Source organism: Sporosarcina sp. FSL K6-2383, assembly GCF_038618305.1.
Classification (GTDB): Bacteria; Bacillota; Bacilli; order Bacillales_A; family Planococcaceae; genus Sporosarcina.
Genome location: NZ_CP152017.1, coordinates 2,064,197 through 2,088,572, shown reverse-complemented (window position 1 = coordinate 2,088,572; position 24,376 = coordinate 2,064,197). Strand labels below are relative to the sequence as shown.

The 24,376-nt window shown below is 38.5% G+C and carries 21 protein-coding genes and 1 pseudogene; 1 reads left to right on the top strand and 21 read right to left on the bottom strand.

Translation table 11 applies throughout. From position 1 onward, the window contains the following. Window positions 1–324: 324 nt before the first annotated feature. From glmS to MKZ10_RS10190, 10 genes and pseudogenes are all read right to left on the bottom strand, one after another. Window positions 325–2,127, bottom strand: a complete 1,803-nt coding sequence (gene glmS / locus MKZ10_RS10235) for a glutamine--fructose-6-phosphate transaminase (isomerizing) (protein ID WP_342504865.1) — start codon at window positions 2,125–2,127, stop codon at window positions 325–327. 599 nt (window positions 2,128–2,726) lie between these two features. Then, window positions 2,727–3,422 (bottom strand): copper homeostasis protein CutC, encoded by a 696-nt coding sequence (locus MKZ10_RS10230; RefSeq protein ID WP_342504864.1) that lies wholly within the window; start codon window positions 3,420–3,422, stop codon window positions 2,727–2,729. 39 nt (window positions 3,423–3,461) lie between these two features. After that, the gene (locus tag MKZ10_RS10225; RefSeq protein ID WP_342504863.1) at window positions 3,462–3,929 is read right to left on the bottom strand and encodes a GNAT family protein; all 468 of its coding nucleotides are present in this window, start codon (window positions 3,927–3,929) and stop codon (window positions 3,462–3,464) included. Window positions 3,930–4,116: 187 nt separating this feature from the next. Continuing rightward, on the bottom strand, window positions 4,117–5,103 hold the full coding sequence (locus MKZ10_RS10220) for an SEC-C domain-containing protein (RefSeq protein WP_342504862.1): 987 nt from the start codon (window positions 5,101–5,103) through the stop codon (window positions 4,117–4,119). A 255-nt stretch (window positions 5,104–5,358) separates the two neighbouring features. Further along, window positions 5,359–5,514, bottom strand: coding sequence for a DUF1540 domain-containing protein (locus MKZ10_RS10215; protein ID WP_340737714.1), 156 nt, complete (start codon window positions 5,512–5,514; stop codon window positions 5,359–5,361). A gap of 68 nt (window positions 5,515–5,582) precedes the next feature. After that, window positions 5,583–6,443: a YitT family protein gene (locus tag MKZ10_RS10210; RefSeq protein WP_342504861.1), complete on the bottom strand. Its 861-nt coding sequence runs from the start codon at window positions 6,441–6,443 to the stop codon at window positions 5,583–5,585. 205 nt (window positions 6,444–6,648) lie between these two features. Further along, window positions 6,649–6,951 carry a DUF1805 domain-containing protein gene (locus MKZ10_RS10205; RefSeq protein WP_342504860.1) on the bottom strand — a complete coding sequence of 101 codons (303 nt, stop codon included), beginning with the start codon at window positions 6,949–6,951 and terminating at the stop codon, window positions 6,649–6,651. A gap of 57 nt (window positions 6,952–7,008) precedes the next feature. Then, window positions 7,009–7,563, bottom strand: a complete 555-nt coding sequence (locus tag MKZ10_RS10200; RefSeq protein WP_342504859.1) for a hypothetical protein — start codon at window positions 7,561–7,563, stop codon at window positions 7,009–7,011. A gap of 84 nt (window positions 7,564–7,647) precedes the next feature. Beyond that, window positions 7,648–9,020: pseudogene (locus MKZ10_RS10195) on the bottom strand (MATE family efflux transporter). Window positions 9,021–9,049: 29 nt separating this feature from the next. Beyond that, on the bottom strand, window positions 9,050–9,274 hold the full coding sequence (locus MKZ10_RS10190; protein WP_342504858.1) for a hypothetical protein: 225 nt from the start codon (window positions 9,272–9,274) through the stop codon (window positions 9,050–9,052). A gap of 131 nt (window positions 9,275–9,405) precedes the next feature. Between MKZ10_RS10190 and MKZ10_RS10185 the strand changes: the two genes are divergently transcribed. Further along, on the top strand, window positions 9,406–10,191 hold the full coding sequence (locus MKZ10_RS10185) for a serine protease (protein WP_342504857.1): 786 nt from the start codon (window positions 9,406–9,408) through the stop codon (window positions 10,189–10,191). A gap of 93 nt (window positions 10,192–10,284) precedes the next feature. Here the strand turns inward: MKZ10_RS10185 and MKZ10_RS10180 are convergent, their stop codons facing one another. The 11 genes from MKZ10_RS10180 to araD all read right to left on the bottom strand — a co-directional run bounded on the left by MKZ10_RS10180 (window position 10,285) and on the right by araD (window position 24,039). Then, window positions 10,285–11,046: a hypothetical protein gene (locus MKZ10_RS10180; RefSeq protein WP_342504856.1), complete on the bottom strand. Its 762-nt coding sequence runs from the start codon at window positions 11,044–11,046 to the stop codon at window positions 10,285–10,287. A 99-nt stretch (window positions 11,047–11,145) separates the two neighbouring features. Then, the gene (gene ugpC / locus MKZ10_RS10175; protein ID WP_342504855.1) at window positions 11,146–12,243 is read right to left on the bottom strand and encodes a sn-glycerol-3-phosphate ABC transporter ATP-binding protein UgpC; all 1,098 of its coding nucleotides are present in this window, start codon (window positions 12,241–12,243) and stop codon (window positions 11,146–11,148) included. 127 nt (window positions 12,244–12,370) lie between these two features. Further along, complete coding sequence (locus MKZ10_RS10170; protein WP_342504854.1) at window positions 12,371–13,252, bottom strand: helix-turn-helix domain-containing protein; 882 nt, start codon at window positions 13,250–13,252, stop codon at window positions 12,371–12,373. A 144-nt stretch (window positions 13,253–13,396) separates the two neighbouring features. Beyond that, on the bottom strand, window positions 13,397–14,380 hold the full coding sequence (locus tag MKZ10_RS10165) for an aldo/keto reductase (protein ID WP_342504853.1): 984 nt from the start codon (window positions 14,378–14,380) through the stop codon (window positions 13,397–13,399). A gap of 109 nt (window positions 14,381–14,489) precedes the next feature. Then, complete coding sequence (gene mmsB, locus MKZ10_RS10160; RefSeq protein ID WP_342504852.1) at window positions 14,490–15,647, bottom strand: multiple monosaccharide ABC transporter permease; 1,158 nt, start codon at window positions 15,645–15,647, stop codon at window positions 14,490–14,492. A 2-nt stretch (window positions 15,648–15,649) separates the two neighbouring features. Beyond that, the gene (gene mmsA / locus MKZ10_RS10155) at window positions 15,650–17,185 is read right to left on the bottom strand and encodes a multiple monosaccharide ABC transporter ATP-binding protein (RefSeq protein ID WP_342504851.1); all 1,536 of its coding nucleotides are present in this window, start codon (window positions 17,183–17,185) and stop codon (window positions 15,650–15,652) included. Between the two features lie 80 nt (window positions 17,186–17,265). Continuing rightward, window positions 17,266–18,345: a multiple monosaccharide ABC transporter substrate-binding protein gene (chvE, locus tag MKZ10_RS10150; protein ID WP_342504850.1), complete on the bottom strand. Its 1,080-nt coding sequence runs from the start codon at window positions 18,343–18,345 to the stop codon at window positions 17,266–17,268. Window positions 18,346–18,694: 349 nt separating this feature from the next. Then, a complete protein-coding gene (locus tag MKZ10_RS10145; protein WP_342504849.1) occupies window positions 18,695–19,807 on the bottom strand; it encodes a GntR family transcriptional regulator in 1,113 nt (370 codons plus the stop codon). Window positions 19,808–20,156: 349 nt separating this feature from the next. Beyond that, the gene (gene araA, locus MKZ10_RS10140) at window positions 20,157–21,641 is read right to left on the bottom strand and encodes an L-arabinose isomerase (protein ID WP_342504848.1); all 1,485 of its coding nucleotides are present in this window, start codon (window positions 21,639–21,641) and stop codon (window positions 20,157–20,159) included. A gap of 22 nt (window positions 21,642–21,663) precedes the next feature. After that, window positions 21,664–23,334 carry a ribulokinase gene (locus MKZ10_RS10135; RefSeq protein WP_342504847.1) on the bottom strand — a complete coding sequence of 557 codons (1,671 nt, stop codon included), beginning with the start codon at window positions 23,332–23,334 and terminating at the stop codon, window positions 21,664–21,666. Between the two features lie 12 nt (window positions 23,335–23,346). Next, on the bottom strand, window positions 23,347–24,039 hold the full coding sequence (gene araD / locus MKZ10_RS10130) for an L-ribulose-5-phosphate 4-epimerase (protein ID WP_342504846.1): 693 nt from the start codon (window positions 24,037–24,039) through the stop codon (window positions 23,347–23,349). Between the last annotated feature and the right edge of the window lie 337 nt (window positions 24,040–24,376).

Here is a 24,376-nt window from a genome sequence, read left to right as displayed (position 1 = left end):
GCGCGTGCTTCATAGCTCGCCGTTCATCTCTTGTCATGAAGAAAACTCCTAACCACAGAACAATTTTATTTGACCAAAGTATATCTATCGTTCCTACGGAACGATAAAGTTTTGCGATAACAACAATAAAAAAACTCTGCCCTATTAAGAATAGTGTTGAAAGAGTATTCAGTAAGTAAATTTTGTTTTTATATTCAATTTAAATACTTTTTAAATTTATCGGAAAAGTGAGCTGACGCTAGAAACTTATCCACAGATTCCAACTTTTTTTGTACAGTTCCAACTTTTTTTGCTCTATACAAATACATTTCCAACGACCAAGCCTCATTCCACCGTAACTGACTTAGCCAAATTCCTCGGCTTATCAACGTCACAGTCTCTTTGAAGGGCAGCATAATAACTGATAAGTTGCATGGGTATCACTGCTACAATCGGGGCTAGCAATTCATGAACTTTAGGTAGTACAAAGCGATCTCCCTCTTCTTCCAGCCCTTCCATTGATAGAATGCAGGGAATTGCTCCTCTTGCAACAACTTCTTTGACATTCCCACGAATATTCGGGCTCACTGCTTGTTGTGTGGCTAATGCAACGATGGGCGTCCCTTGTTCGATCAGGGCAATCGTTCCATGCTTTAATTCTCCACCTGCAAAGCCTTCTGCTTGAATATAGGAGATTTCTTTGACCTTCAGTGCACCTTCCAAGCTAACATAGAAATCTAGACTTCTACCGATGAAGAACGCATTTCGTGACACTGCTAAAAATTCATCTGCGATTTGCGCCATTTCTTCTTTTGAATCTACAAGTGCTTGAATAGCGTTTGCAGCAATCGCAAGCTCTTTCTTCAGCTCAATCATTTCGGTTTTTCCTTTTCCTCGAGCTACAACATCAGCAACAATGGCTAGAACAGCAACTTGTGCAGTGTAGGCTTTTGTCGAAGCTACTGCAATTTCTGGACCTGCGTATAGCAATAATGTATGGTCTGCTTCACGGGAAAGTGTCGACCCAGGAACGTTAGTTAACGTGATAGTTGGGTGGCCAAGCGCTTTCATTTTCACCAATACTTGACGACTATCTGCAGTTTCACCTGATTGGGTAATGAACAGAAATAAAGGTTTTTCCGATAGCAGAGGCATATTGTAGCCAAATTCACTTGATATATGCACTTCTACTGGAATACCTGATATTTTTTCGAAATAATGCTTGCCAATCAAACCAGCATGATAACTAGTACCTGCTGCAATTATATAAAGACGATCTGCTCCCTTACATTCACTGACAATTGCAGCATCCACTGACAGTTCGCCTTTGTCATTTTCATATGATTGAATAATCTTCCGAATAACACCTGGCTGTTCATCTATTTCCTTCAGCATAAAATGAGGATAGGTACCCTTCTCAATGTCGCTCATGTCAAGCTCGGCTACATATGCTGTTCGTTCTATTTTTGTACCATCTAATGTCATGATATCAATCATGTCTTGTCGAACAATGACGACTTCCTTATCATGTAGTTCTACATATTGATCAGTTACTTGCAGCATCGCCATTGCGTCAGAGGCAACAACATTGAAGTTTTCACCTATACCAATTAGTAACGGACTTTTATTTTTAGCAACGAATATAGTGTTTGCTTCTTCAGCATCCAGCATAGCAATCGCATATGATCCATGCAGTAAGGATAACGTATGACGGAAAGCTACTTCAGTTGTCATACCGCCTGTCACGAATTTTTCTATCAGCTGTACAATAACTTCTGTATCTGTATCAGAATTCATTGAAATACCTTGTAAATATTGCTTTTGTAAAGAACTATAATTCTCAATCACACCATTGTGCACAAGGGTAAACCGACTGGATGCACTTTGATGAGGATGTGCATTTGTTTGATTGGGAACGCCGTGGGTTGCCCAACGTGTGTGACCAATGCCGGTTGACGCTAAAATAGTTGTATCAACAGCTACACGCAAGTCTGCAATACGTCCTTTTTCCTTTATAACAGTAATACCTTGTTCATTGCGAAGTGCGATACCCGCTGAATCATAGCCACGGTATTCTAATTTTTCAAGTCCCTTTAATAAAATTTCCTTTGCATCTACTGTTCCAATATAACCAACAATTCCACACATGTCTTTTCCTCCGATGTTTGCAAAATTAGCAACACTTAACTACACCCCAGCTACATGAGCGAAGTGCACTTGCGTATTACTTAAGAACTTTGCCTTTTTGCTTCTTTGTCCGTTCAATTACTCAAACGATTTGCTAGCAAAAATTACAACCGGGCAATTGCGATCGGGAGGCTTCCGCCGAAGATTCGATACTCCTCCACCTCGTCTGCTGAAAATAGATATCGTCCGATTTTTTCAGCACTGGCGCTTTAACTGTTTTCCGATTTACGTTTAACGCGTATTGTTCACTCCTTTCCACGCGGTGACCACAAGGCTTTCCATTCAAAGCAGTTACGGATCAACTTTATTATTTTACTGAACTTGTTATTTCCTTGTCAATAAATAACAAGAAAAAAATAGAATACGAGATGATTCCCTTCGAATTTTTGCCACACTTATTACAATATGCAATACTAAAGTAACATGACAATAACGCAGGACCGTCCACTAAATACGCGTTCAATATGCGACTCTACACATCACAAAAATACCAGCTCAACAGCAATTTACATTTGCCGTGATCTGGTATTTTTCATACTGCTGTAGTAGCCTATTCCTTACTATTTACGTAACTGCATAAGCTCACTTTTCACTCCAGTAATAACCGCCTCATCAATCGGATGCATAAAGCTTCGATTTACGCGAACGGCCGAGCCAAAATGAACCTCTTCCAACCCTGTTGCCTTCACTAACACTGATAACGTTTCCGGACTCATGCCATTGCCCGCCAAAATACGGACTGATGTATTACGGGACTTGTCCACCAATTTTTTCAACTGTTCAGCAGCTTCTGGTGCTGGCGCTTGTCCCCCGGAAGTTAAAATCCGCTGAATCTGCGGGAAACTAGCAATGACCTCTATTGCCTCTAACTGGTCATCAATATCATCAAAAGCGCGATGGAACGTGACTTTCATCTCTCCCGCTTCTTGCAGTAAACGTGATAAGGCTTCCGCATTTACTTTATTGTCCTCATCAAGTACGCCAATCACAATACCTGCGGCTCCAGCCTTCTGAATGTACCTAATATCTGCCAGCATAACCACCAGATCACTTTCAACATACTGAAAAGTTCGGCTATGTGGTCGAACAATGACATGAACTGGTATATCGACCGCTTGCACAACAGCTTTCACCAAACCTAAGCTCGGCGTTAGTCCTCCTTCAGACAAGGCTGCACAAAGCTCCAATCGATCTGCACCACTACGCTCCGCAGCAATTGCATCTGCTACACTTGTTGCAATAATTTCTAGCATCATATTTATTTTCCTCCTTTGAATAAATGCACTACATGAATCCTACAAATAATAACTCAACACAATTAATTCACCCCTACTCCCCATCACTCGGACACCATTGTCAACAAACCCACATTTTATATACAATGCCTGTGCTGGCTCATTTTTCACATTGACGGCTAGGATAATCTCATTAATGCCTACAAAATGTTCAGTGACAAATTCCGGTATAAGCAACAATGCCTGCTTAGCATAACCCTTTCGTTGATGATGAAAAGCAGTTGAAAACGTTCTAATCAGTATAGCATTTGCATTGTTTGAGTAAGGCTCAACTCCCTCACATGTATGTAAAGCAAAAAAGGTGACAAATTGGTCGTTTTCAAGTGCTAAAATCGGATAGTGGTTACCCTCTGTCTTTGAAAATTCAATAGATTCCTTTGGAATTCCCGTAAACTGGAGCTGTTCATTCGTTAATGTATATGATTCAATATGTTTATCCAGCTCTGATTGATAAAAATGTAGTTTCATAGGGTTTAATCCTTTCACAATGTAGATGAGATGATAACAATGCTTTTTCATGTTATTATATCAGCAATTATCGGATTAATCTTGAAATATATTTACTACAAAGAAAATACGACTCTACATTTTCACTTTTCGGATAATAAAACATCTCACTCAACTGAATTGCTCCAGTGAGTGAGATGTTATCCAATTATTCCTTGCCAGTATAATACGCACTTAAATCACTATAATATTTATTCAAAGAAGAAGTAGAAACTTCAAACCACTCAGCAACTTCTTTAATAGTCAGGGGAAGCGGTTCAAATAAGCCGTTTTCCTGACCAAAACGAATCGCTCCAGCGGCAATAGCTACCTCTTTACGAGCATTCGGTTGCTGCTCCACCAAATAATCCTCTAGTACTTCGATCAATTTGTCGGTCTGTCGCTCATTTTTCTCTAAAAAATCGATGGCTTCGAGTAAAACACCCGCCTCGAAATTGGTAAACTCTCCTCCACCATAGCCATCTTCACCGAGTAGTTGCCAAAGTGCAATGCCGTTTTCCTTTAAAAATGTAGCAACGGACTGTTGCTGTGCTTCAAACTGCTTCACAAACTGCCCAAACACTGAATCATGATCAGTTGGGAAAAATATTAAGCTCGAAATTGCTAAATAATGATTGTCCTTCATTATTCCATCTGGCAAGATGAAACAATATAGATGTACCCCTACTGGTACTGGTTTTTCACTTTCACGTCTTAACAGGATTGTTTCATCCCCGAAAATACTTTTTACAGTTAGGTAAATCTCGTCTACTGCCATAACTTCTCCTATGAAGGCACGAGGATTGTTCCATGTTTCCAAAACCTTCAAGACGGATGGACGAACAATCTTCTTACGCTGCTTGTCCAAATACACTGCCCAAATCTCTGGTTTATGATGGAAAAAGAATTCATCCACTGCAATCGCTTCAATCATTTCTTCTATTAAATAGCTTTGCAGGGATTCCTTCCACTTATTCGCGACCTGTAAATAGTCACTCACGTCACGTCTTTCAGGATACTCTTCATAAAAGACTTGCAAAACTCTTTCCAACTCTTCTATCTGTACTTCTTCTATTGAAAAAGCTGCCTTCGATTCACAGCATTTTTTATACTTCTTGCCACTGCCACATGGGCATGGCTCGTTACGTCCTACCATACAAACACGTCCTTTAACTATGAAAATCAATAGTTTAGTGTAACATGTCTTTACATAAAAGATAAGAGACAAAATACACTTTCTATGCTATTTACACAATCATACTTTACAAAAATATCGTACAATAAAAAAACTCCCTCCACAATAATTCATCATGGAGGGAAGTTCGGGGATGGTTTTCCATTACAATCCCCTCATCTTAAAAGGAAAACCAGGCATGATTCTTGGCCCTGCAAAGTGCTAACTTCTCGAAATTTAATCCCTTGGTACAAATGTTTTACAATCCGTCTCTTCACTACTCATTGCCTTTTTTCCTTTTTGGCTAACAACATAAATAGATTTCGCACTGCATTTATCCCCAGCGCTCCAAAACTTACAGTTATTTACTTCGCATAGAATTTCTTGAGCCATCGTATCACACCTCCTTGTCATTAGGATGAACAAAATCGGAAAGAATGATACTTTTTTAAAATTGACTATTACTTGCTGACAGCTTCGCCCTCTCGTCTAAAGAAGCCGAAAATCCCAACTGTTTGAACAATATTTGTAAATGCATTAGGATCGACTTCCTTAATAATTGTTTCCAAATCATATAATTCATAACGCGTAATCACAAGGTATAACATGCTTTTATCTTCTTTTGAATAGGCACCTTTCGCCGGAAGAATCGTAATACCTCGCACTAATTTTTGATGAATCGCTTGCTGCAATTCGTCCGCTTTAAGTGTAACAATCATGGCTGTCACTTTTTCATGACGTGTATGAATCATATCGATAACTGCCGTTGTTACGTATAATGTTAACATTGTATATAATGCATTTTCAGGCTCATAGATAATTCCCGCTAACGCGATAATCACACCATTAAGGAGTAAGAAATACGTACCAATCGGTTTATCTTGTAAACGTGATAGGACCATCGCCACAATGTCCATGCCGCCTGTAGAAGCACCCAACTTTAATGATAAACCGACACCAACACCCGCAATGACACCACCAAATACCGCATTTAAAATAATATCATTTGACACGGATAGCACTGGCAATATCCCCATAAAAATTGTTGCAAAAATAACAGAAACAATGCTATAAATGGTGAACCCTTTTCCAACTTTAAACCATCCCAATATAAAGACAGGAATATTGAATAACAACAATAGGATCCCCGTACTAACACGGATACCTAAAAAATCTGCAAACACACTAGATGTCAGCTGCGCTGCACCCGCAAAGCCACTCGCATAGACATTAGCATTAATCAAAAAGAAATTGAGTGAGATCGCCAATAATAAAGAACCGAAAATAACAACAAGTATCCGTTTTGCCTCGATAAAAAACATATAGACCTCCTACTCGTATGAATAAAGCAACGTTTTCGATGAACTAAACAACACTTTGCCCAAACTACGTAACATTTTCAGCAATTGCTCAACTATTCAACCTGCCTGTGTCGTTATTTATTATAGCTATTATAGCCATATTCAGCAAAATAAAGAAGATATCTTTCCCAATAGTTCATCATTTGGGAAAGTATCTTCTCATTCTTTATGCCATTTTCAACAATGCCTGTTCCCCAGTCATCCCTACATGAATGCCCAGTCGTTCTGCTTCCAATGTAACTGACTCTAGTGGAGCTTGCAGCAATTGCTCAATTGTCTTAACCCCAACTGCCCGCCCCGCAATGATTTTTCGGTCTTGTAGCTGTGTGTTTAGTAGCCCAACATCCAACGCGCCACACATAATATATCCATTATCATTAGAGACTGTTAATAAAGTCGTTTTCGGTAAACGCACTGTCACCGCCGTAAATGAATGACCTTCAATGTCAACAGATGCCGATGAAACCATCTTACCCGCCCCTTTCCTTTCTATACATATGGAAAGGGCTCGTAAGATGTTCATCTGTTACAAACGCATATCAAATAAGCGCTCTCGTTTAACATCATCTGTATCTCTAATCGCAGTAGGCTCAGATTTTTTCCCCTGATAATAATCGACTTCTGCTTTTCCAACTGCCTCTAAATATAATTCACCTAGTACCTGATCACCTTTATCATAAATCATAAGCGCCATTGATTTTTCACCGGCAATAATCGCCTGTACTTCCGTTTTAGTTTTAGCATTTGCCAGTCTCCTACTAACAGATGCACGCTTTTCATTTGCCTCTTCTGCTTTTCTTAGCTTTTCAGGATCAGTTGCACGCAATTTTTCCCGTTCATCTTCAGTTATCATTTCACCACGCGCAATTTTCTTAGCTGTTTGATCGGTAGCTAACTTTTCTACTGCTTTTTTCTTATCCTCCAATAATCTGCGCATTTGTTGCATTTCAGGAGATTGCTCAATAGATTTCTCTTTAAACAATTTATTGTTAGACTTTAACGTACCTTCAAAAGACTTTTTTTGGTGATCAATTAAACCTTTAACCATTTTCACATAAGTTGGACTTCCATTGATTTTCATACTTTCACCCTCTCGCATATAAAGTAACGTGACACTCTTATATACAATATCGGTTGTGTAAATTGTTTTTTCAGCATCAAAGCATTATCCCCGACTTTTATCCGGTGACACCAGAGCATATCTTTCCCATCTTCTGCTTTTCCAGCGGAAGTACATGATAACCGCGCGTGTCCACTCATCCGCTGTAATCGCTAGCCAAACACCGACGAGGCCCATATTTAATTCGAACACTAAAAAATAGCCCAACGGCAAACTCATCGCAATCATTGAAAATGCCCCGATAATCACAGGATATTTCGCATCGCCAGCTGCACGTAACGAAGAAATAACGATAATATTAATCGTCCGTCCTGTTTCTAGTAAAATGCTGAGCACTAATACAGATGCTCCTATTTTAATAATGTCCGCATTATCCGTAAATAACCCCATTAATGGGTAGCGGAATAGGATGACAAGCATTACCATCGTGACTGTAAATAGGAGCGCCCACTTTACACTGGACCAAACACTTGTATAAGCATTTTCTTTTTCATTGCCACCTACAAAACGACCAACGATAATCGCAGTTCCCATACCGATTGCAATAGCAAATAAATACGTGAACATGGAGATATTCACTGCGTACTGCCTTGCCGCTAAAGATTCTGTTCCTAAATACGTCACATAATATAAAAAGACAATCTGGCACCCTTGGTACATAACTTGTTCGAATGCAGAAGGTATCCCAATTTGTAATATTTTTTGAATATATTTTTCGATAATGTAATATAATAGCGCCACTCTATACGGTACTCCATCACTCGATAAAGCAACCAGAAGAATACGAGCAATGCTAGGAAACGACTTGCAACAGATGATATAGCTGCACCTTGTACGCCTAATTCAGGAAAACCAAATTTCCCGAAAATCAGTGCGTAGTTCCCCACTACGTGAAAAATATTCATTCCCACTGACACATACATCGTTTGTTTCGTAAAACCATGTACGCGAATAATTGCTGACAAGGAATTGATAATCGCTTGTAAGAAAATCCCTCCACCTACGATGACTAAGTACTTCGAAGCATGCTCTAAAACATCACCTTGTAAATTCATAGCAACCATCATATGCCTTGAAAATACGACGAAAATAACGCTCATGATTAGTCCAAAAGTTAAGTTCAACGTAACCGCTAATGCTGAAATTTTAGAAGCCTCAAGGTATCTTTTTGACCCTAGATATTGTGCTACAACAATTGCCGCCCCGTTCCCAACAACTTCAAGAATGAGAATAGCAATATGCACATACTGATTTGCCGCTCCAACGCCTGATACCGCGTCATCAGACACAGCGCTTAACATGAATGTATCCGCGATACCCATTAACATAAAAAGAAAAACTTCCAAAAAAATTGGCCACGTTAGATGAAATAAGTTCAGCTGTTTTACGGGACCTTTTTTTGCTGTGCCTGTTGCCATTCAAACGCCTTCTTTTCTCTATACAATTTTCAAATAAGCTTTCGCAATTCTATATTTTTTTGTTCCTTTACCTCATCAGATGCTAAATCATACTTCTTTAACAAATGGAAAACTTCATTTAACATCACTTGATCCAGTGATTCATCTAAAAACAGCTTACACTGTTCATATATGTCTTGTGGCAAAAATGTACTTTGTTCACTTAACTTATTTCTCACATCCTCAAGTGAATGATCTATTGTACATTTACTCATTACGGTATCCCCCATTTCAATAAAATATTGCTTTCATTATATCATGCTAGGTCTTTTTCAAAAAAGTTCGGGTAACCTCATGTATAATAGAGCCATACAATCGATTACATTGACAAATGGGATGTGATTCCTTGAACGACAAAGAACTGGAAGAAATAGATGATGATGAGCTACAAGAGCTTGTGTTAGAGGCGCAGCGACAGGCACTTGCTAACGCTGGGCAAGAGCCGCACAAGCCCAAACACCCTTTCCCTAAATGGTTATTTTGGCTAATTGCGGTGATGATGACCGTCAATACATTTGCAGTAATTTTTGAGGTCTTTTCAATTCCAGCGATTGAATTCGTCAAAGCCTCTGCACGATTATCGGCGCAAGATGATATTGCTACCTATAAAAAGTCCGTAGTTGTCATTACAACAGCCGACAGCAAAGGTACAGGATTCGCTATTTCCAGCGATGGAATCCTTTTAACAAATCATCATGTGGTCGAAGGAAATAACAAGGTAACAGTTTCTTTTCCAGATAAAGGTCTGTTCACCGCCGATGTCGTCCATACATACCCGTCCATCGACCTCGCTGTATTGCAAATAGATGGTGAAGATTTGCCTTATTTGGAGCTAGCGGACCACACAACATTTACAGATGATGAGCCTGTCTACTTTATCGGTAATCCTTTAAAATTTACAGGCATCGCGAATGAAGGAACCATTATTGATTATCACCAATTAAGTGATTGGAATGAACCGGTCATAATGATGAAAGCACCCGTTTATCGTGGGAATAGTGGAAGTCCTGTCCTCAATCACGATGGTCAAGTGATTGGAATTGTCTTTGCTACGTTAGATCATGAAACATACGGCAAAGTTGGACTCTTCGTCCCAATTGATGCGTACTATAACCAGCTGCTGGATGAATGAAAAGAGACTACCCACTATGAGAAGTCTCTTTTCCGATTTCATCAATCACGCCATAGTGTGATTGATAAATGGATTTAAAAAACAGGATATTGGTTAATCAGAAAAATAATTCTCCCGCCATTCCTTCAGTTCTTTTTCATTTAATTGTGCTTCGAGCGTTTTATCCCAATGCCCTAACAACGTATTCCAAACTCGTGCATACAGCACGTCTTCAGCCTTATTGTACAGTCGAAATTCAAGACAAAGCACATCGTCCGTTTCAACATTTGTAGCAGATACTATTTTAGAGATGACAATTTGAGCATTTCCTTCACTCGACTCTATCCCAAGTGATTGCAATGCGCTGATCGCATCTGTTTTGGCGAGAGATTTAACTGTCCAATCGGCAAATTCCTTATGATAGCGGTACGTTTCTTGTCCTTCCACTCCTGAAAGGCTCTCAACATCCCCCTTCAGAAAAGCTGCATGACACGGGCTATAAAGCGCCTTCCTCCTACCATCCTCCGGCTGATGTACAAAAATTCCACTTTCCAGCTGCTGCACTCCCGCTTCAGTCAATTCAAAAGAATCTACCTCAGTGTCAATCACGCCCGTCCTTGACATCTTTTCAATCAAATCATTGATAAACAGCTGTTCAACTAGTAATATGTCACTTAATTCTTCTGCATCAGCAATCGCTTCCGTTTGAAAAGCCAGTAGCATCATCTTCATCAAAATATCCATTTGTGTTCGCTTCACCGTTTGAAATGCAATTTCAATGGTATGAACAGGTAAGTCCCATGATAAAGAATCTAAAATCTTCACATTCAAGTCTTGCTTTAACTCTTTCGTTAACTGCCGTTTTAATTCTTCCATGCAATCTCCATCCTTGTTTCAGCCATTCAGTTATCTTGTATTCTACCATATAGAAAACCACCAAAGGAAAATCCATTCCCATGGCGGTTTACCTATTACTTATTTAATGCGTAGTTCTGTATCGCAATCGAAGAAGTGTGCGTTTGTTAGATTAAATGCAAGGTCAGCTGTTTGGCCAGCAACTACATTGAAACGTGCATCGACACGCGCTACAAAGTCTTGATTATCCACTTTTGAATACATAATAATTTCTGCACCCATTAGTTCAGCAACTTCAACAACTACCGAAATCTTCGTTTCAGGAGAAGAGTCAATGAATAGTGGTTCATCATGAATATCCTCTGGACGAATGCCGAGAATCACTTCTTTTCCAACATAGCCTTGGTCACGAAGCACTTTCAATTTTCCGCCTGGAACAAGAACTTTTACATCACCCATAACAAAATAGTCACCTTCAAGCTTACCATTTAAGAAGTTCATGGCAGGAGAACCGATAAATCCGCCTACAAACACGTTATTCGGCTCATCATACACTTCTTTAGGAGCTCCTACTTGTTGAATAATACCATCTTTCATAACAACAAGGCGTGTAGCCATTGTCATTGCTTCTGTTTGGTCATGCGTCACATAGACTGTTGTTGTTTGTAGACGACGGTGTAATTTTTGAATCTCTGCACGCATTTGCACACGTAGCTTGGCATCCAAGTTCGATAACGGCTCGTCCATTAGGAATACTTCAGCATCCCGAACAATCGCACGCCCTAGGGCAACACGCTGACGTTGACCACCTGATAGCGCTTTCGGTTTACGTGTTAACATATCTTCTAGCCCTAAAATTTTAGCTGCATTGTCCACACGTTTTTTGATTTCGTCTTTTTTCAATTTACGAAGTTTAAGGCCAAATGCCATATTATCGTAAACGTTCATGTGTGGGTATAGTGCGTAGTTCTGGAAAACCATTGCGATGTCACGATCTTTTGGTGGTACATCATTCACTCGTTTGCCACCGATAAAAAGATCGCCATCTGTTATTTCTTCCAAACCGGCAATCATTCGAAGTGTTGTAGATTTACCACAACCAGATGGACCTACCAATACTAGAAATTCTTTATCACGAATTTCCAAGCTAAAATCTTTTACAGAAACAACATCTTTATCATAGACTTTTCTAATATTCTTTAATTCCAAATCTGCCATTTTCTTTTCCCCCTCAGTATGTAAGTGCTTTCATTTACTATTAACAGCATACAATAGTTTAACTATTTGAGTAATGGTGAATATGCACAAAGATTCACATCGTCTTCGTGCATATTAACATATAGGGTTACTTTTTCGCTAATAATGCCAAATAAACAGTCATCGCTTGGTGAAATTGGCGAATATCTATACCCGTCTTCTCGAAAAAACGATCTAGTCGATATTGTAAACTGTTGCGATGCATATGTAAGGCCTTTGAGGTTTCCGATAAATTCAAATTACATTGCACAAACATCTCAATCATTTTTAGCGTTTCTTCATCATCCCTATATTCTTGTAAAATTGTTTGACTCATATCAGAACGGAAGTCTTGATCTGTTTGATGAAGTAGTAAGTAAGGGACAGCATCTATGTAGGTAACAACTGCCTTATTTGAATAGTTAAATACGCTCTTAGCCGCATCGAATAAAGAATGATAATGTTGAGCAATTCCCTCTCCGCCTTGTCGATAAGGACCAACAAAGAAATTGATTTTAACATATAAATCACTCATTAATAGGTCGATGATTTGTTCATAAGAAGTACTTTCTTCAACTGTTGCTTGTTCCTCAATAATAATGCCTTCATAGCCATTAGCCCATAAAATAGGAGCAGGTTTAGTAAAAAACTCCTGTACCGCACTCTTAAAGACAATCGGATCAACTTCATTTTTTTTAATCGAAAAGTAAACAAAACGATATGGGTTTTCCCATTTCAAGCGAGCTTTCGTATCAGTCTCATGGATAGCTGCACTCCACTTTTGTTCTTCATCCGTAGGTATCGGGATATTAATGTTGTAAGGAGTTAAAAAAGTGGCCAATAGGGATGCATCTTTTGTAGCCAGCTCATCTTCATGTATACCAATAATGTCATCATTCACAACAAACCACTTATATGTAAGATTTACATAATCCTGACCTTCCGTATACACAACGAGGGAAGGGTAGATTTTACGCAGTTGATTGATCATTGAAATACCTCCTTCTTTTCAAGAGAACTTTTGAAATATTTTTTATATTAATTTTACCATACTAATTCCTCCGTTCATGAATGATTGAATATAAAAATACCGAAGGGGATTTTACCCTTCGGTATTTTTATGATGAATTGCCACTTAATAGGCACCACTAATTTCCTTATGAACTTCATCCTTATAAAATTGTGCCAGCCTATTCATTTCTACTTCTGTAAAGCCTTCAACATTAACTGTCTGCAAATTATCTTCTACTTGAGCAACATTTTTGAAGCCTGGTATGACAGAGGAAATTGCTTCATGTTCTAAAATCCACTTCAATGCCGCCCGTGTCATATTTCCTCTATTTCCAGCAATCCAATTCACTTTGCTACTTAATTCCACACCCTTTTCAAAATCTATACCTGCAAACGTTTCTCCGATATTAAACATTTTTCCATGACGATTAAAATTTCGGTGATCATCCTCTTCAAACTTAGAATCCACATTAAATTTACCCGTTAACAGACCACTTGCTAATGGAACACGTGCAAGGATACCTACGCCCCGTTTCCCCGCTAGCGGTAATAAGGCTTCTATCGGCTTTTGGCGAAACAAGTTAAAGATGACTTGTAATGTTTGAACGTTTGGTTGTTCAAGGCAAAATAATCCCTCTTCAACCGTTTCTACACTCACACCGTAATGACGAATTTTCCCCTTTTCTTTCAAACGGTCCAATACACCAAACACTTGGCCATCCTTCAATATTTCCATCGGGGGACAATGGATTTGAAATAAGTCAATTTGCTCACGATTGAGCCGTCTTAAGCTATCCTCACAATACTTCGTCACCGTTTCCAGAGAATAAGTTTTAGGATCATGTATATCCCCTGCACGACAAAATTTTGTCGCAATATGAATATCGGTATGTTTCCCTCGTGTCGCTTTTGCTAAGAGCTCCTCACTATGACCATCTCCATACACATCTGCTGTATCGAAAAAGTTTACACCATTACCAATTGCATAATCCAGAGCTCTTAGCGCCTCTTGATCATCTGTTTTTCCCCAAGATCCTCCGATTGCCCAAGTCCCAAAACTTAGTTCACTTATCTTTAAACCCGTGTTGCCCAGTTGACGGTAATTCAATTTCAACACTTCCTCTTGTAATATTTCAAAATAAGGAGTCCTTATTAGTTTCTATTTTCATTAAGAAAAGCCAAAGATTAATGGCTTTGGCTTCTATAACTATATAACTCTATTTATTTTTATTGAGCACGTCAAATGCAACCGCACCTAATAAAACCAGACCTTTAATCGCTTGTTGCCAATCAATTCCGATACCCATAAGAGACATCCCATTATTCAATACTCCCATAACCAGTGCACCAATGACAGCACCGAAAACAGTACCTATACCACCCGTAAAGGACGCACCACCAATTACTGCTGCAGCAATTGCATCTAACTCAAACAAATTTCCTGCTTGTGGTGTTGCAGCATTTAATCGACCAGCGAAAATAAGTCCGGCAAGCGCAGCCAATGCACCCATATTAATAAAAACAAGAAACTTAGACCTCTTAGTTTTAACACCCGATAATTGCGCGGCTTTCGCATTACCACCAACAGCATAAACGTGTCGTCCATGTGCTGTTTTATCCATAAGAAAAGTATAGCCTATTACTAGCGCGACCAATACTATTAAAACGTATGGAATCCCTTCATAAAGCGCTAATACATACGTAAATAAGTTAATAATAGCTACTAATACTGCAAGCTTTGCAATAAATAATGGTAAAGGAATTATCTTAAAACTATACTTGATATCAGTTTTACGATGTTTCAACTCATTAATAATAAAGATAGCCGAAAATACAATTCCAATCAAAATACTAAATAGGTGGATATCGTCTCCTCCAAAAACATTCGGGACAAAGGATGAACTTAAATTTCGAAAACCATCTGGAAACGGCGCTAATGTTCGTCCTTGTAATACGACCAACGTGAATCCTCTAAAAATTAACATTCCAGCTAGAGTAACAATAAACGATGGTATATTTACATAAGCTACCCAAAATCCTTGCCAAGCTCCGATCAATGCTCCTAGAGCCAAACATAATAAAATCGCAACATAGACTGGTATATCAAAAGTTACAAGTAATACCCCAGAAACGGCTCCTATAAATGCAGCTACAGATCCTACAGATAAATCAATTTCACCAGTAATAATAACTAACATCATCCCAATAGCAAGTACTATTATATAACTATTTTGCATAATAATGTTTGTCACATTTAATGGCGTTAATAGAATCCCTTCCGTTAATATTTGAAACAGTACAATGATGCTAAATAATGCAATAATCATTCCGAAACGGCGCATATTACTTTTTAGAAGGTGCTTAATCTCTTCCATTTTTACAACCCCTTACTATCTGTCATGTATGTCATTAAGTTCTCTTGGTTAGCATCCACTTTATCTATTTCTCCTGTTACTTTTCCTTCATTTAACGTATATATTCGATCACACATACCTATTAGCTCTGGTAATTCTGAGGAAATAATAATAATACTTTTACCTTTTTCAGCCAGTTCATTAATGACCTTATATACCTCAAACTTCGCGCCAACGTCAATTCCCCGAGTAGGTTCATCCAAAATTAAAATATCTGGATTTGCATATATCCACTTCCCCAAAACAACCTTTTGTTGATTTCCCCCACTAAGATTCATGACTGTTTGATTAATCGAAGGCGTTCTAATATTAAGTCTTTCCTTGAGTGACTCCGCTTCAGTAATTTCCTTTCTTCTATTTAATATTCCTTTCTCCAAAATTCCATCTAAATTTGCCAATGTTAGATTACGTTTTACATCATCTATTAAAACAAGTCCGTACTCTTTTCTATTTTCTGAAACGTAAGCTAAACCACCCTTAATAGCTTGATCGACATTGTTAAAAGTTACTTTTTCACCATTTTTATAAAGCTGACCTGTTATTTTTCTACCATAGCTCTTTCCAAAAACACTCATTGCCAATTCCGTTCTTCCTGCTCCCATCAGTCCAGCTATACCGATTATCTCCCCCTCTTTTACATTCACATTTACATTATCCAATACTTTTCTCTCTGAATTAATAGGATGGTAAATTGACCAGTCTTTAATTTCAAATACAATATTTTCTTTAATATTACTAACTCGGTCTGGAAATATATTTGATAAATCTCGACCAACCATGTCCTTAATTATTCGATTCTCTGTAATTTCATGTTCCTTCATGTCATATGTATCAATTGTTTTTCCATCACGCAATATCGTAATACTGTCAGATACCTGCAGTAATTCTTTCAATTTATGGGAGATTAAAATAGAGGTCATACCTTGATCTTTGAATTCAAGTAGTAGTTTTAAAAGGTTGGCACTATCTTCCTCATTTAAGGCAGCTGTTGGTTCATCTAGAATTAGTAATTTCACTTTTTTAGAAAGTGCTTTTGCAATTTCCACTAATTGCTGTTGCCCTACACCAATATTTTTAATTTGCTCCTCTGGATCTACTTTCAATCCAACTTTTTCAAGCAATACCCTCGTGTCAACAATTGTTTTGTTCCAATTAATAATCCCGTTTTTCGTTTGCTCATTACCCAAAAATATGTTTTCAGCAATTGTTAATTCTGGAATTAAGGCTAGCTCTTGATGGATGATAACTATCCCAAGGTCTTCACTTTCATTAATGTCTTTGAATTTACAAAGGTTATTTTCGTAGGTTATATCGCCAGTGTAGGAGCCGTGCGGATGTACTCCACTTAAAACTTTCATTAGTGTTGATTTTCCTGCTCCATTTTCACCAATTAATGCATGTATCTCGCCTGATTTGACTTCTAAATTTACATCATTTAGTGCTTTGACACCCGGAAACTCTTTTATTATATTAGTCATTTTTAATATAGTTTCGGTCATTACACACACACCTTTACTGATTTTTTATAGAAATTTAGCAGTGTTGAGCATAAAAACACTGCTAAATTCTATACGTAAAATTATTTTAAATCAGCATCTGAAAAATATCCTGACTCAACAAGAACCTTTTGATAGTTACTTTCATCTACAGATATAGGTACTAACAAGTATGACGGGACAACTTTTTTCCCATTATCATAAGTTTCCGTATCATTAATTTCCGGCTCTTCTCCTTTAAGCACAGAGTCTGCCATGTCAACTGCCTTCTCTGCCAACGCTCTTGTATCCTTAAAGATTGTTTGAGTTTGTTCCCCAGCAATAATTGATTTAATAGAAGCAAGTTCAGCATCTTGCCCTGTAACAATTGGCATTGGATTATTACCTGAACCATAACCAACAGCTTTAAGTGAGGAAATAACACCACGACTTATACCATCAAACGGAGAATAGATAACGTCAATTTTCTCTCCAGAGTAATGAGCACTTAACAAATTATCCATCCGTTCCTGCGCCAATGAACCATCCCAACGTAATGTAGCCCCTTGTTTGAAATCAGTTTGTCCACTACGAACAACTAGTTTACCTTCGTCGATATAAGGTTGGAGTATCGACATTGCGCCATCCCAGAAGAAATAGGCATTATTATCATCGGGAGAGCCAGCAAATAGTTCAATATTGAAAGGACCCGCTTCATTTTCTAATCCCAATTGTTCTTCAATATACCTACCTTGTAATACACCAACCTCAAAGTTATCGAACGTAGCATAGTAACTCACATGATCACTATTCATGATCAAGCGATCATAAGAAATTACTGGAATCCCCTGGTTTTCAGCCTTATTCAATACTTCTGTAAGTGCTTCACCATCAATTGATGCGATTACCAGAATATCTACTTTCTTTGTAATCATATTTTCAATTTGAGCAACCTGATTTTCCACAACATCTTCTGCATATTGCATATCGACTTTATAGCCTAACTCTTCAAATTTCTCCTTCATATTATCCCCATCTTTTACCCATCTTTCAGAGGATTTTGTTGGCATTGCCAACCCAACAGTCTTTTTATCTCCCCCGGCATCCTTATCTCCATCATTTCCACAAGCGACTAAAGAAATAGCCAGAATTAACATCAACACAATCCAACTAAGTTTTTTCATTCTTCTTCCCCCCTCATTTTGTCTTAGACTTCACACAAAATCACCAATAGATAGCGCTTACATATACACTTGTAAATAGCCCTATCAAATACAAGGTTGTCCGTATAACAAATATGAAAGTGGTCCCCCTTGTACGTATAACTACTATAATACAAGTAAATAACTTTTGCAACAAAAATTTAAAGTTTTCACCTTATTTTGTTTTCTTGAAAAACATCAATATAGTGCAAATGAAAATGACAGCTTTTAAGATGATGTTAAAGCATAAATAAACATCATCATATTTCAACTGTCATTGCATAATTTCATCTTATTTAAATTTAGTATATTAAAATCCATTATTATTCATCTACAAATGATTTACTTTCTTTGTCGAACTTCTAACCATAAGCTCTGGCTCATATATTTTTGAATTTGCATTAAAAGTGTCTACATTGCTATTTCTCGACTTAACTAAACCGATGATTGTATCAGCAGCAAACACGCCCATCTCGCTTTTCGGATGCATAACAGAAGTTAACTTCACTTCTGATATATCCGCTAATAAGGAATCATCATGTCCTACAATAGATATATCATCTGGCACTTTAATATTTTTCATTCGTAATAGGTCCATGAATTTCATTGCTAGCTCGTCATTGTAACAAACTAAACCCGTAATAGATTTATTATTTTCGATTAGGATCTTCTCTAATTCTTCAACAGGTTTTGTATCTTTTTCCTCCGTATTATAAGTGATAATGTATGAAGGATTTATTGGTACATTATTTTGCCGATGTGCCTTCAAAAAACCTTTCATTCGCTTTATCCCTTGTGTATCATCAGTTTTAAAACAACCCACAATCTCTTTATGGCCTAATTTAATTAAGTGCTCCGCTTGTAAAAATCCACCTTTTTCATCGTCCATTACAATACTTATCGGCTCTAATTCATCATAGTAAGCGTTAATCATAATGTAAGGAATTGAAAGATGTTCAAGGTTTAAGTAATAAGTAATATTAGGGTTTGAATATGCACTTTTAGTCGGCTCAACAATAACGCCGTCAAATTGTTGAGACAGTATTTTTTCTAATATATTTCGTTCATTCTCATGATTATTATTTGTACTAAATATACTAACTTGATACCCCTCATCACTGAGCCTAGATTCCGCACCTCTTATAATAGATGGGAATATGTAATCCGAAAGATAGGTTGTGACGATTGCAATACTTTTTTGAGAACTTACTCCTTGGTTATTAGTCATTTTGCTTCTATCTGCACAAAACGTTCCAGAACCTTGCTCCCGATACAACCATCCCTCAAGTACTAAATCTCCAATAGCCAGCCTAACTGTATGGCGGCTGACACCAAACTCTTTCATTAATTCGCTTTCTGAACTAATTTTTTGATTTGGCGTGTATGTCCCATCAATAATTTTCGATTTCACTGCTCTTTTCACCATATTATATTTAGTTGTCATCTTTCACACCTCAGATTCACGTCAATTTGAATAAAATCAATTACGCCTCAGCGTAATTGCGTTGGGATTTTGAATTGTGCACAGCACAATTAACTTCCTTCAAAATCCCTAACATCCGCCGGAGGCTTAACTTGAGTCAGCAGGGAGTTTGAACTCCCTCTGATTGAAATACTTTTCTGGCATTCATCCAGCCACTTATAGAAGTGAGGGACTTCTGCTGAATCAAGTTAAAATAACTCATTCGTATATGTTAAACATAACATACTCATTACTGGTTTCACATTATTTCATTTATCTAAAACACAAAGACTTGCCATTAACAAGGCAAGTCTTTGTGTCAAACTGGGCCTTACTGCCAAACTGCCGCGCCCAACTTCAATTGACTTCTCAACTGTCTGACATTCGTATCCTTATCAATCACAACACATTCAATATTAGCCATATCCGCAAACTCATATAATTGTTCTACCGTAACATTTAAAGAAAATACAGTATGGTGTGCTCCCCCCGCATAAATCCATGATTCAGTTGCTTCAGCAAGCGAAGGTTCTGGTTTCCACAACACTTTTGCTACTGGTAAATTCGGTGTTTCTTCTGTCGTATGTTGTGCTTGCACCGCATTGACAACAAGACGATACCTGCCGCCTAATTCGATAAGCGAAGCAACAACTGCACTTCCGCTTTGTCCATCAAATACGAGCCGAGCTGGATCCTCTTTACCACCAATACCAAGAGGTTGAACAACAATTCGAGGCTTCGTTGCCGCAATTGTCGGACAAATTTCCAACATATGTGAACCTAATACCATTTCATTTTCGGGCTCCAAATGGTACGTATAATCTTCCATAAACGAAGTCCCTTCGTTATTGGCAATGACTTTCATCATGCGTAACAAGGCTGCCGTTCTCCAGTCTCCTTCTCCCGCAAAGCCATAGCCTTCTGCCATTAAACGTTGAGCCGCGAGTCCTGGTAGCTGTTTCATGCCATGCAGATCCTCGAAATTAGTTGTAAATGCATTATAATTGCGGGCTGATAAAAATGACTTCAATCCTAATTCAATGCGAGCTTGTTCTAAGATAGAGTCTCTGACAGCACCCGGCTCACTTGCTTCCGCAGGTAGTTCATATAACGTTTCATACTCTTTATACAAATTAGCAATGGCATCATCCGATACTGTCGCCATTTCCGCGACTAAATCTCCAATACCGTAATAATCTACTGTCCAACCAAACTTAATTTGCGCTTCTACTTTGTCACCATCAGTTACAGCAACGTTACGCATATTATCACCAAAACGCGCCACTCTAATGTTCGTACCTTCTGTCACAGCAACTGCCGTGCTCATCCAGCTAGCTACTTTTTCTGTCACGTCTTTATTTGACCAATGACCAACAACCACTTTACGCGAGATGTTCATACGTGTGCCGATAAACCCATATTCACGGTCCCCATGTGCAGATTGATTGGTATTCATAAAGTCCATATCAATTGCTTGCCAAGGAATATCGCGATTAAATTGCGTATTCAAATGAAGTAATGGCTTTTGCAAGGCAGCCAGACCCGCTATCCACATTTTTGCCGGAGAAAATGTATGCATCCATGTAATAACACCTGCACAATTTTCATCACTATTTGCTTCTAACATTACTTTCCGGATATCATTGGCATTCGTTAAAATTGTTTTAAACGCGATATTGTATGGAAGATTTCCATTGTCATTTAACTGTTTCGTAATTTCTCTTGAGTTATTTTCCACTTCCAGCAACGTTTCTTCACCATAAAGGTTCTGACTTCCTGTTAAAAACCAAAATTCATAGGGTTTAATTGCTAGCATCGTTATTCCTCCAATTAGTAGATTACTTTACTTCAGATCGAATGGCACGCAGTCGCTTCATTACATCATTTTCTCCACGACCAAAATACTCATGTAAAATCGAATACTCTTGATAGATTTTTTCATAGACAGCTACGTTTTCCGGAATCGGTGTAATGACCTCATCTTTAATACGTGCCATTTTCTTTGTCGCATCTAATATAGAATCAAATCCACCATTCGCAGCACCTGCAGCAACCGCACCAAACATCGCCGCCCCTAACGCTGGCGTTTGGAACGAGTCTGCCACTTTAATCACACGATTCGTAACATCCGCATAGATTTGCATGAGCAACTGATTTTTATGTGGCAATCCTCCACAAACGTATAGCTCATCGACAACTAATCCACTATTCGTAAAAGCATCGACAATTTTACGCGTACCAAATGCCGTTGCTTCTAATAGCGTTCGGTAAATCTCTTCTGGTTTTGTTTGCAACGTCATTCCAAGAAGTAGCCCGCTTAAATCAGTATCTACTAATGTAGAACGATTGCCATTCCACCAATCTAGCGCCAATAATCCAGTTTCACCCGGTTGATAGGCAGCCGCTTTTTTCTCTAGCGACTGATGAATATTGAGTCCTTGTTCTGCAGCTTCTTGTTCAGCTGAAGCTGGGACAGCATGATTGACATACCATTCAAAAATATCTCCAACTGCTGACTGACCTGCTTCATAGCCATAAAACCCTGGAATAATGCCGTCTTCAACGACTCCGCACATCCCCTCTACTTCCTTCTCTTCTTCACCTAGCAACAAAGAACAAATAGAAGTACCCATGGTCATCACAAGTTTCCCTGCCTCAGCTACCCCCATCGCCGGGACAGATACATGGGCATCAACATTGCCGACGGATACAGCCATTCCCGCATTTAATCCAGTTATTTTAGCCATCTCTTCTGTCAGTTCGCCAGCCTTTGTCCCAATAGAAACGACTTCACCGCGAAGTTTCGTATCCGTCAGATATTCTAAACGAGGATCGAGCGCTTTAAAGAACTCTTTACTCGGATAGCCATCTTTTTTATGCCAAATTGATTTATAACCTGCCGTACAGCTATTACGCACTAAATTGCCCGTTAATTTTGACGTTACCCAGTCAGTCGCTTCAACAAAGCGATCTGTTTGCTCATAAATTTCTGGTGCTTCATTTAAGATTTGCCAAATTTTTGCGATCATCCACTCTGAAGAGATCTTGCCGCCATATCTTTGTAAAAAAGCTTCTCCTCTTTGTTCTGCAATCTCATTCAATTTGTTAGCTTCATTTTGTGCCGCGTGATGTTTCCAAAGCTTTAACCAACTATGTGGATTGTCTTTTAACGCTGGATTATTCGATAAAGGCTCACCTTGTTCATCAATCGGCAACATCGTGCACGCCGTAAAATCGATGCCTAGTCCAACGATATCATCTGGATTGACACCCGATTGTTGCAAGACCGCCGGAATGGAGTTCTCTAACACTTCAAGATAGTCTTGCGGATGTTGTAAAGCCCATTCATAGCCCAACTGAATAGCCGTTCCAGGCAGTTTTTCATCTATTACACCATGGCGATAAGGTGTGACATGGTCAGCAACTTCCTGCCCGTTTGCTAATGAAACAAGTACTGCACGACCAGATTGCGTTCCATAATCGACACCAATCGCATATTTCTCAGTCATTTGTTAACCCCCTCAATTCTTTTGTCCGTAATAAGCTTTCGCTCCATGTTTTCGAAGATAATGTTTATCCAACAATGTTTGGTCCATTTCAGGTGTGTTTGGATTCAATTGGTACGTCTGTAAAGCCATTTTAGCGACTTCTTCTAACACAACCGCATTATGTACTGCCTCCTCAGGGTCTTTCCCCCAGGAAAAAGGTGCATGACTATGAACTAGTACGCTTGGTGTTTCATTTGGATTGATGTCTGTAAACGTTTCAATAATGACATTACCCGTTTCATGCTCATAAGAACCATTGATTTCATCCTCAGTCATCGCTCGCGTACAAGGTATTGTGCCATAAAAGTAATCCGCATGTGTCGTTCCTAAAGCAGGTAGACTTCTTCCTGATTGAGCCCAACTTGTTGACCAAGGCGCGTGGGTATGAACGACGCCACCAATATCAGGGAAATTTTTGTATAAGACAATATGAGTGGGCGTATCAGATGATGGTTTTAACTTACCTTCTACTACATTCCCGTCAAAATCTACAACAACCATATCCTCTTTTGTCAACTCATCATAAGGTACACCACTTGGTTTAATGACAATAAGACTATCTCCCCTACTGATACCGCTTACATTTCCCCATGTAAACGTAACTAAATGATGTTTAGGCAATGCTAAATTCGCATCTAGCACCTGCTGCTTCAACTCTTCCAACATGTGTACTCCCACCTTTCCAGAACCAATATGTACGTACATCTTATTGTACTTGTTTTCATAATAATACAAAACGTACGTACAATCAATGAAATTATACTTTTTTACAGATAAATTTGAATATCTAAGCATTAAATACGCGAGTATACTTAAATAGTACGAAAGCATTTTACAGCAGCTCCAACTCATCAATAAGTTAAACATTATATGGCATATCTTCACTTCACCTAATCGAGTCAATTTCATAATTGCTTCTTCTTCGAGTAAAGACGAATGATTTTAAAAATTATCCTGCTATTATTCGTCAATATAGAGGGCCACTCTCGTTGATTGTAGCGTA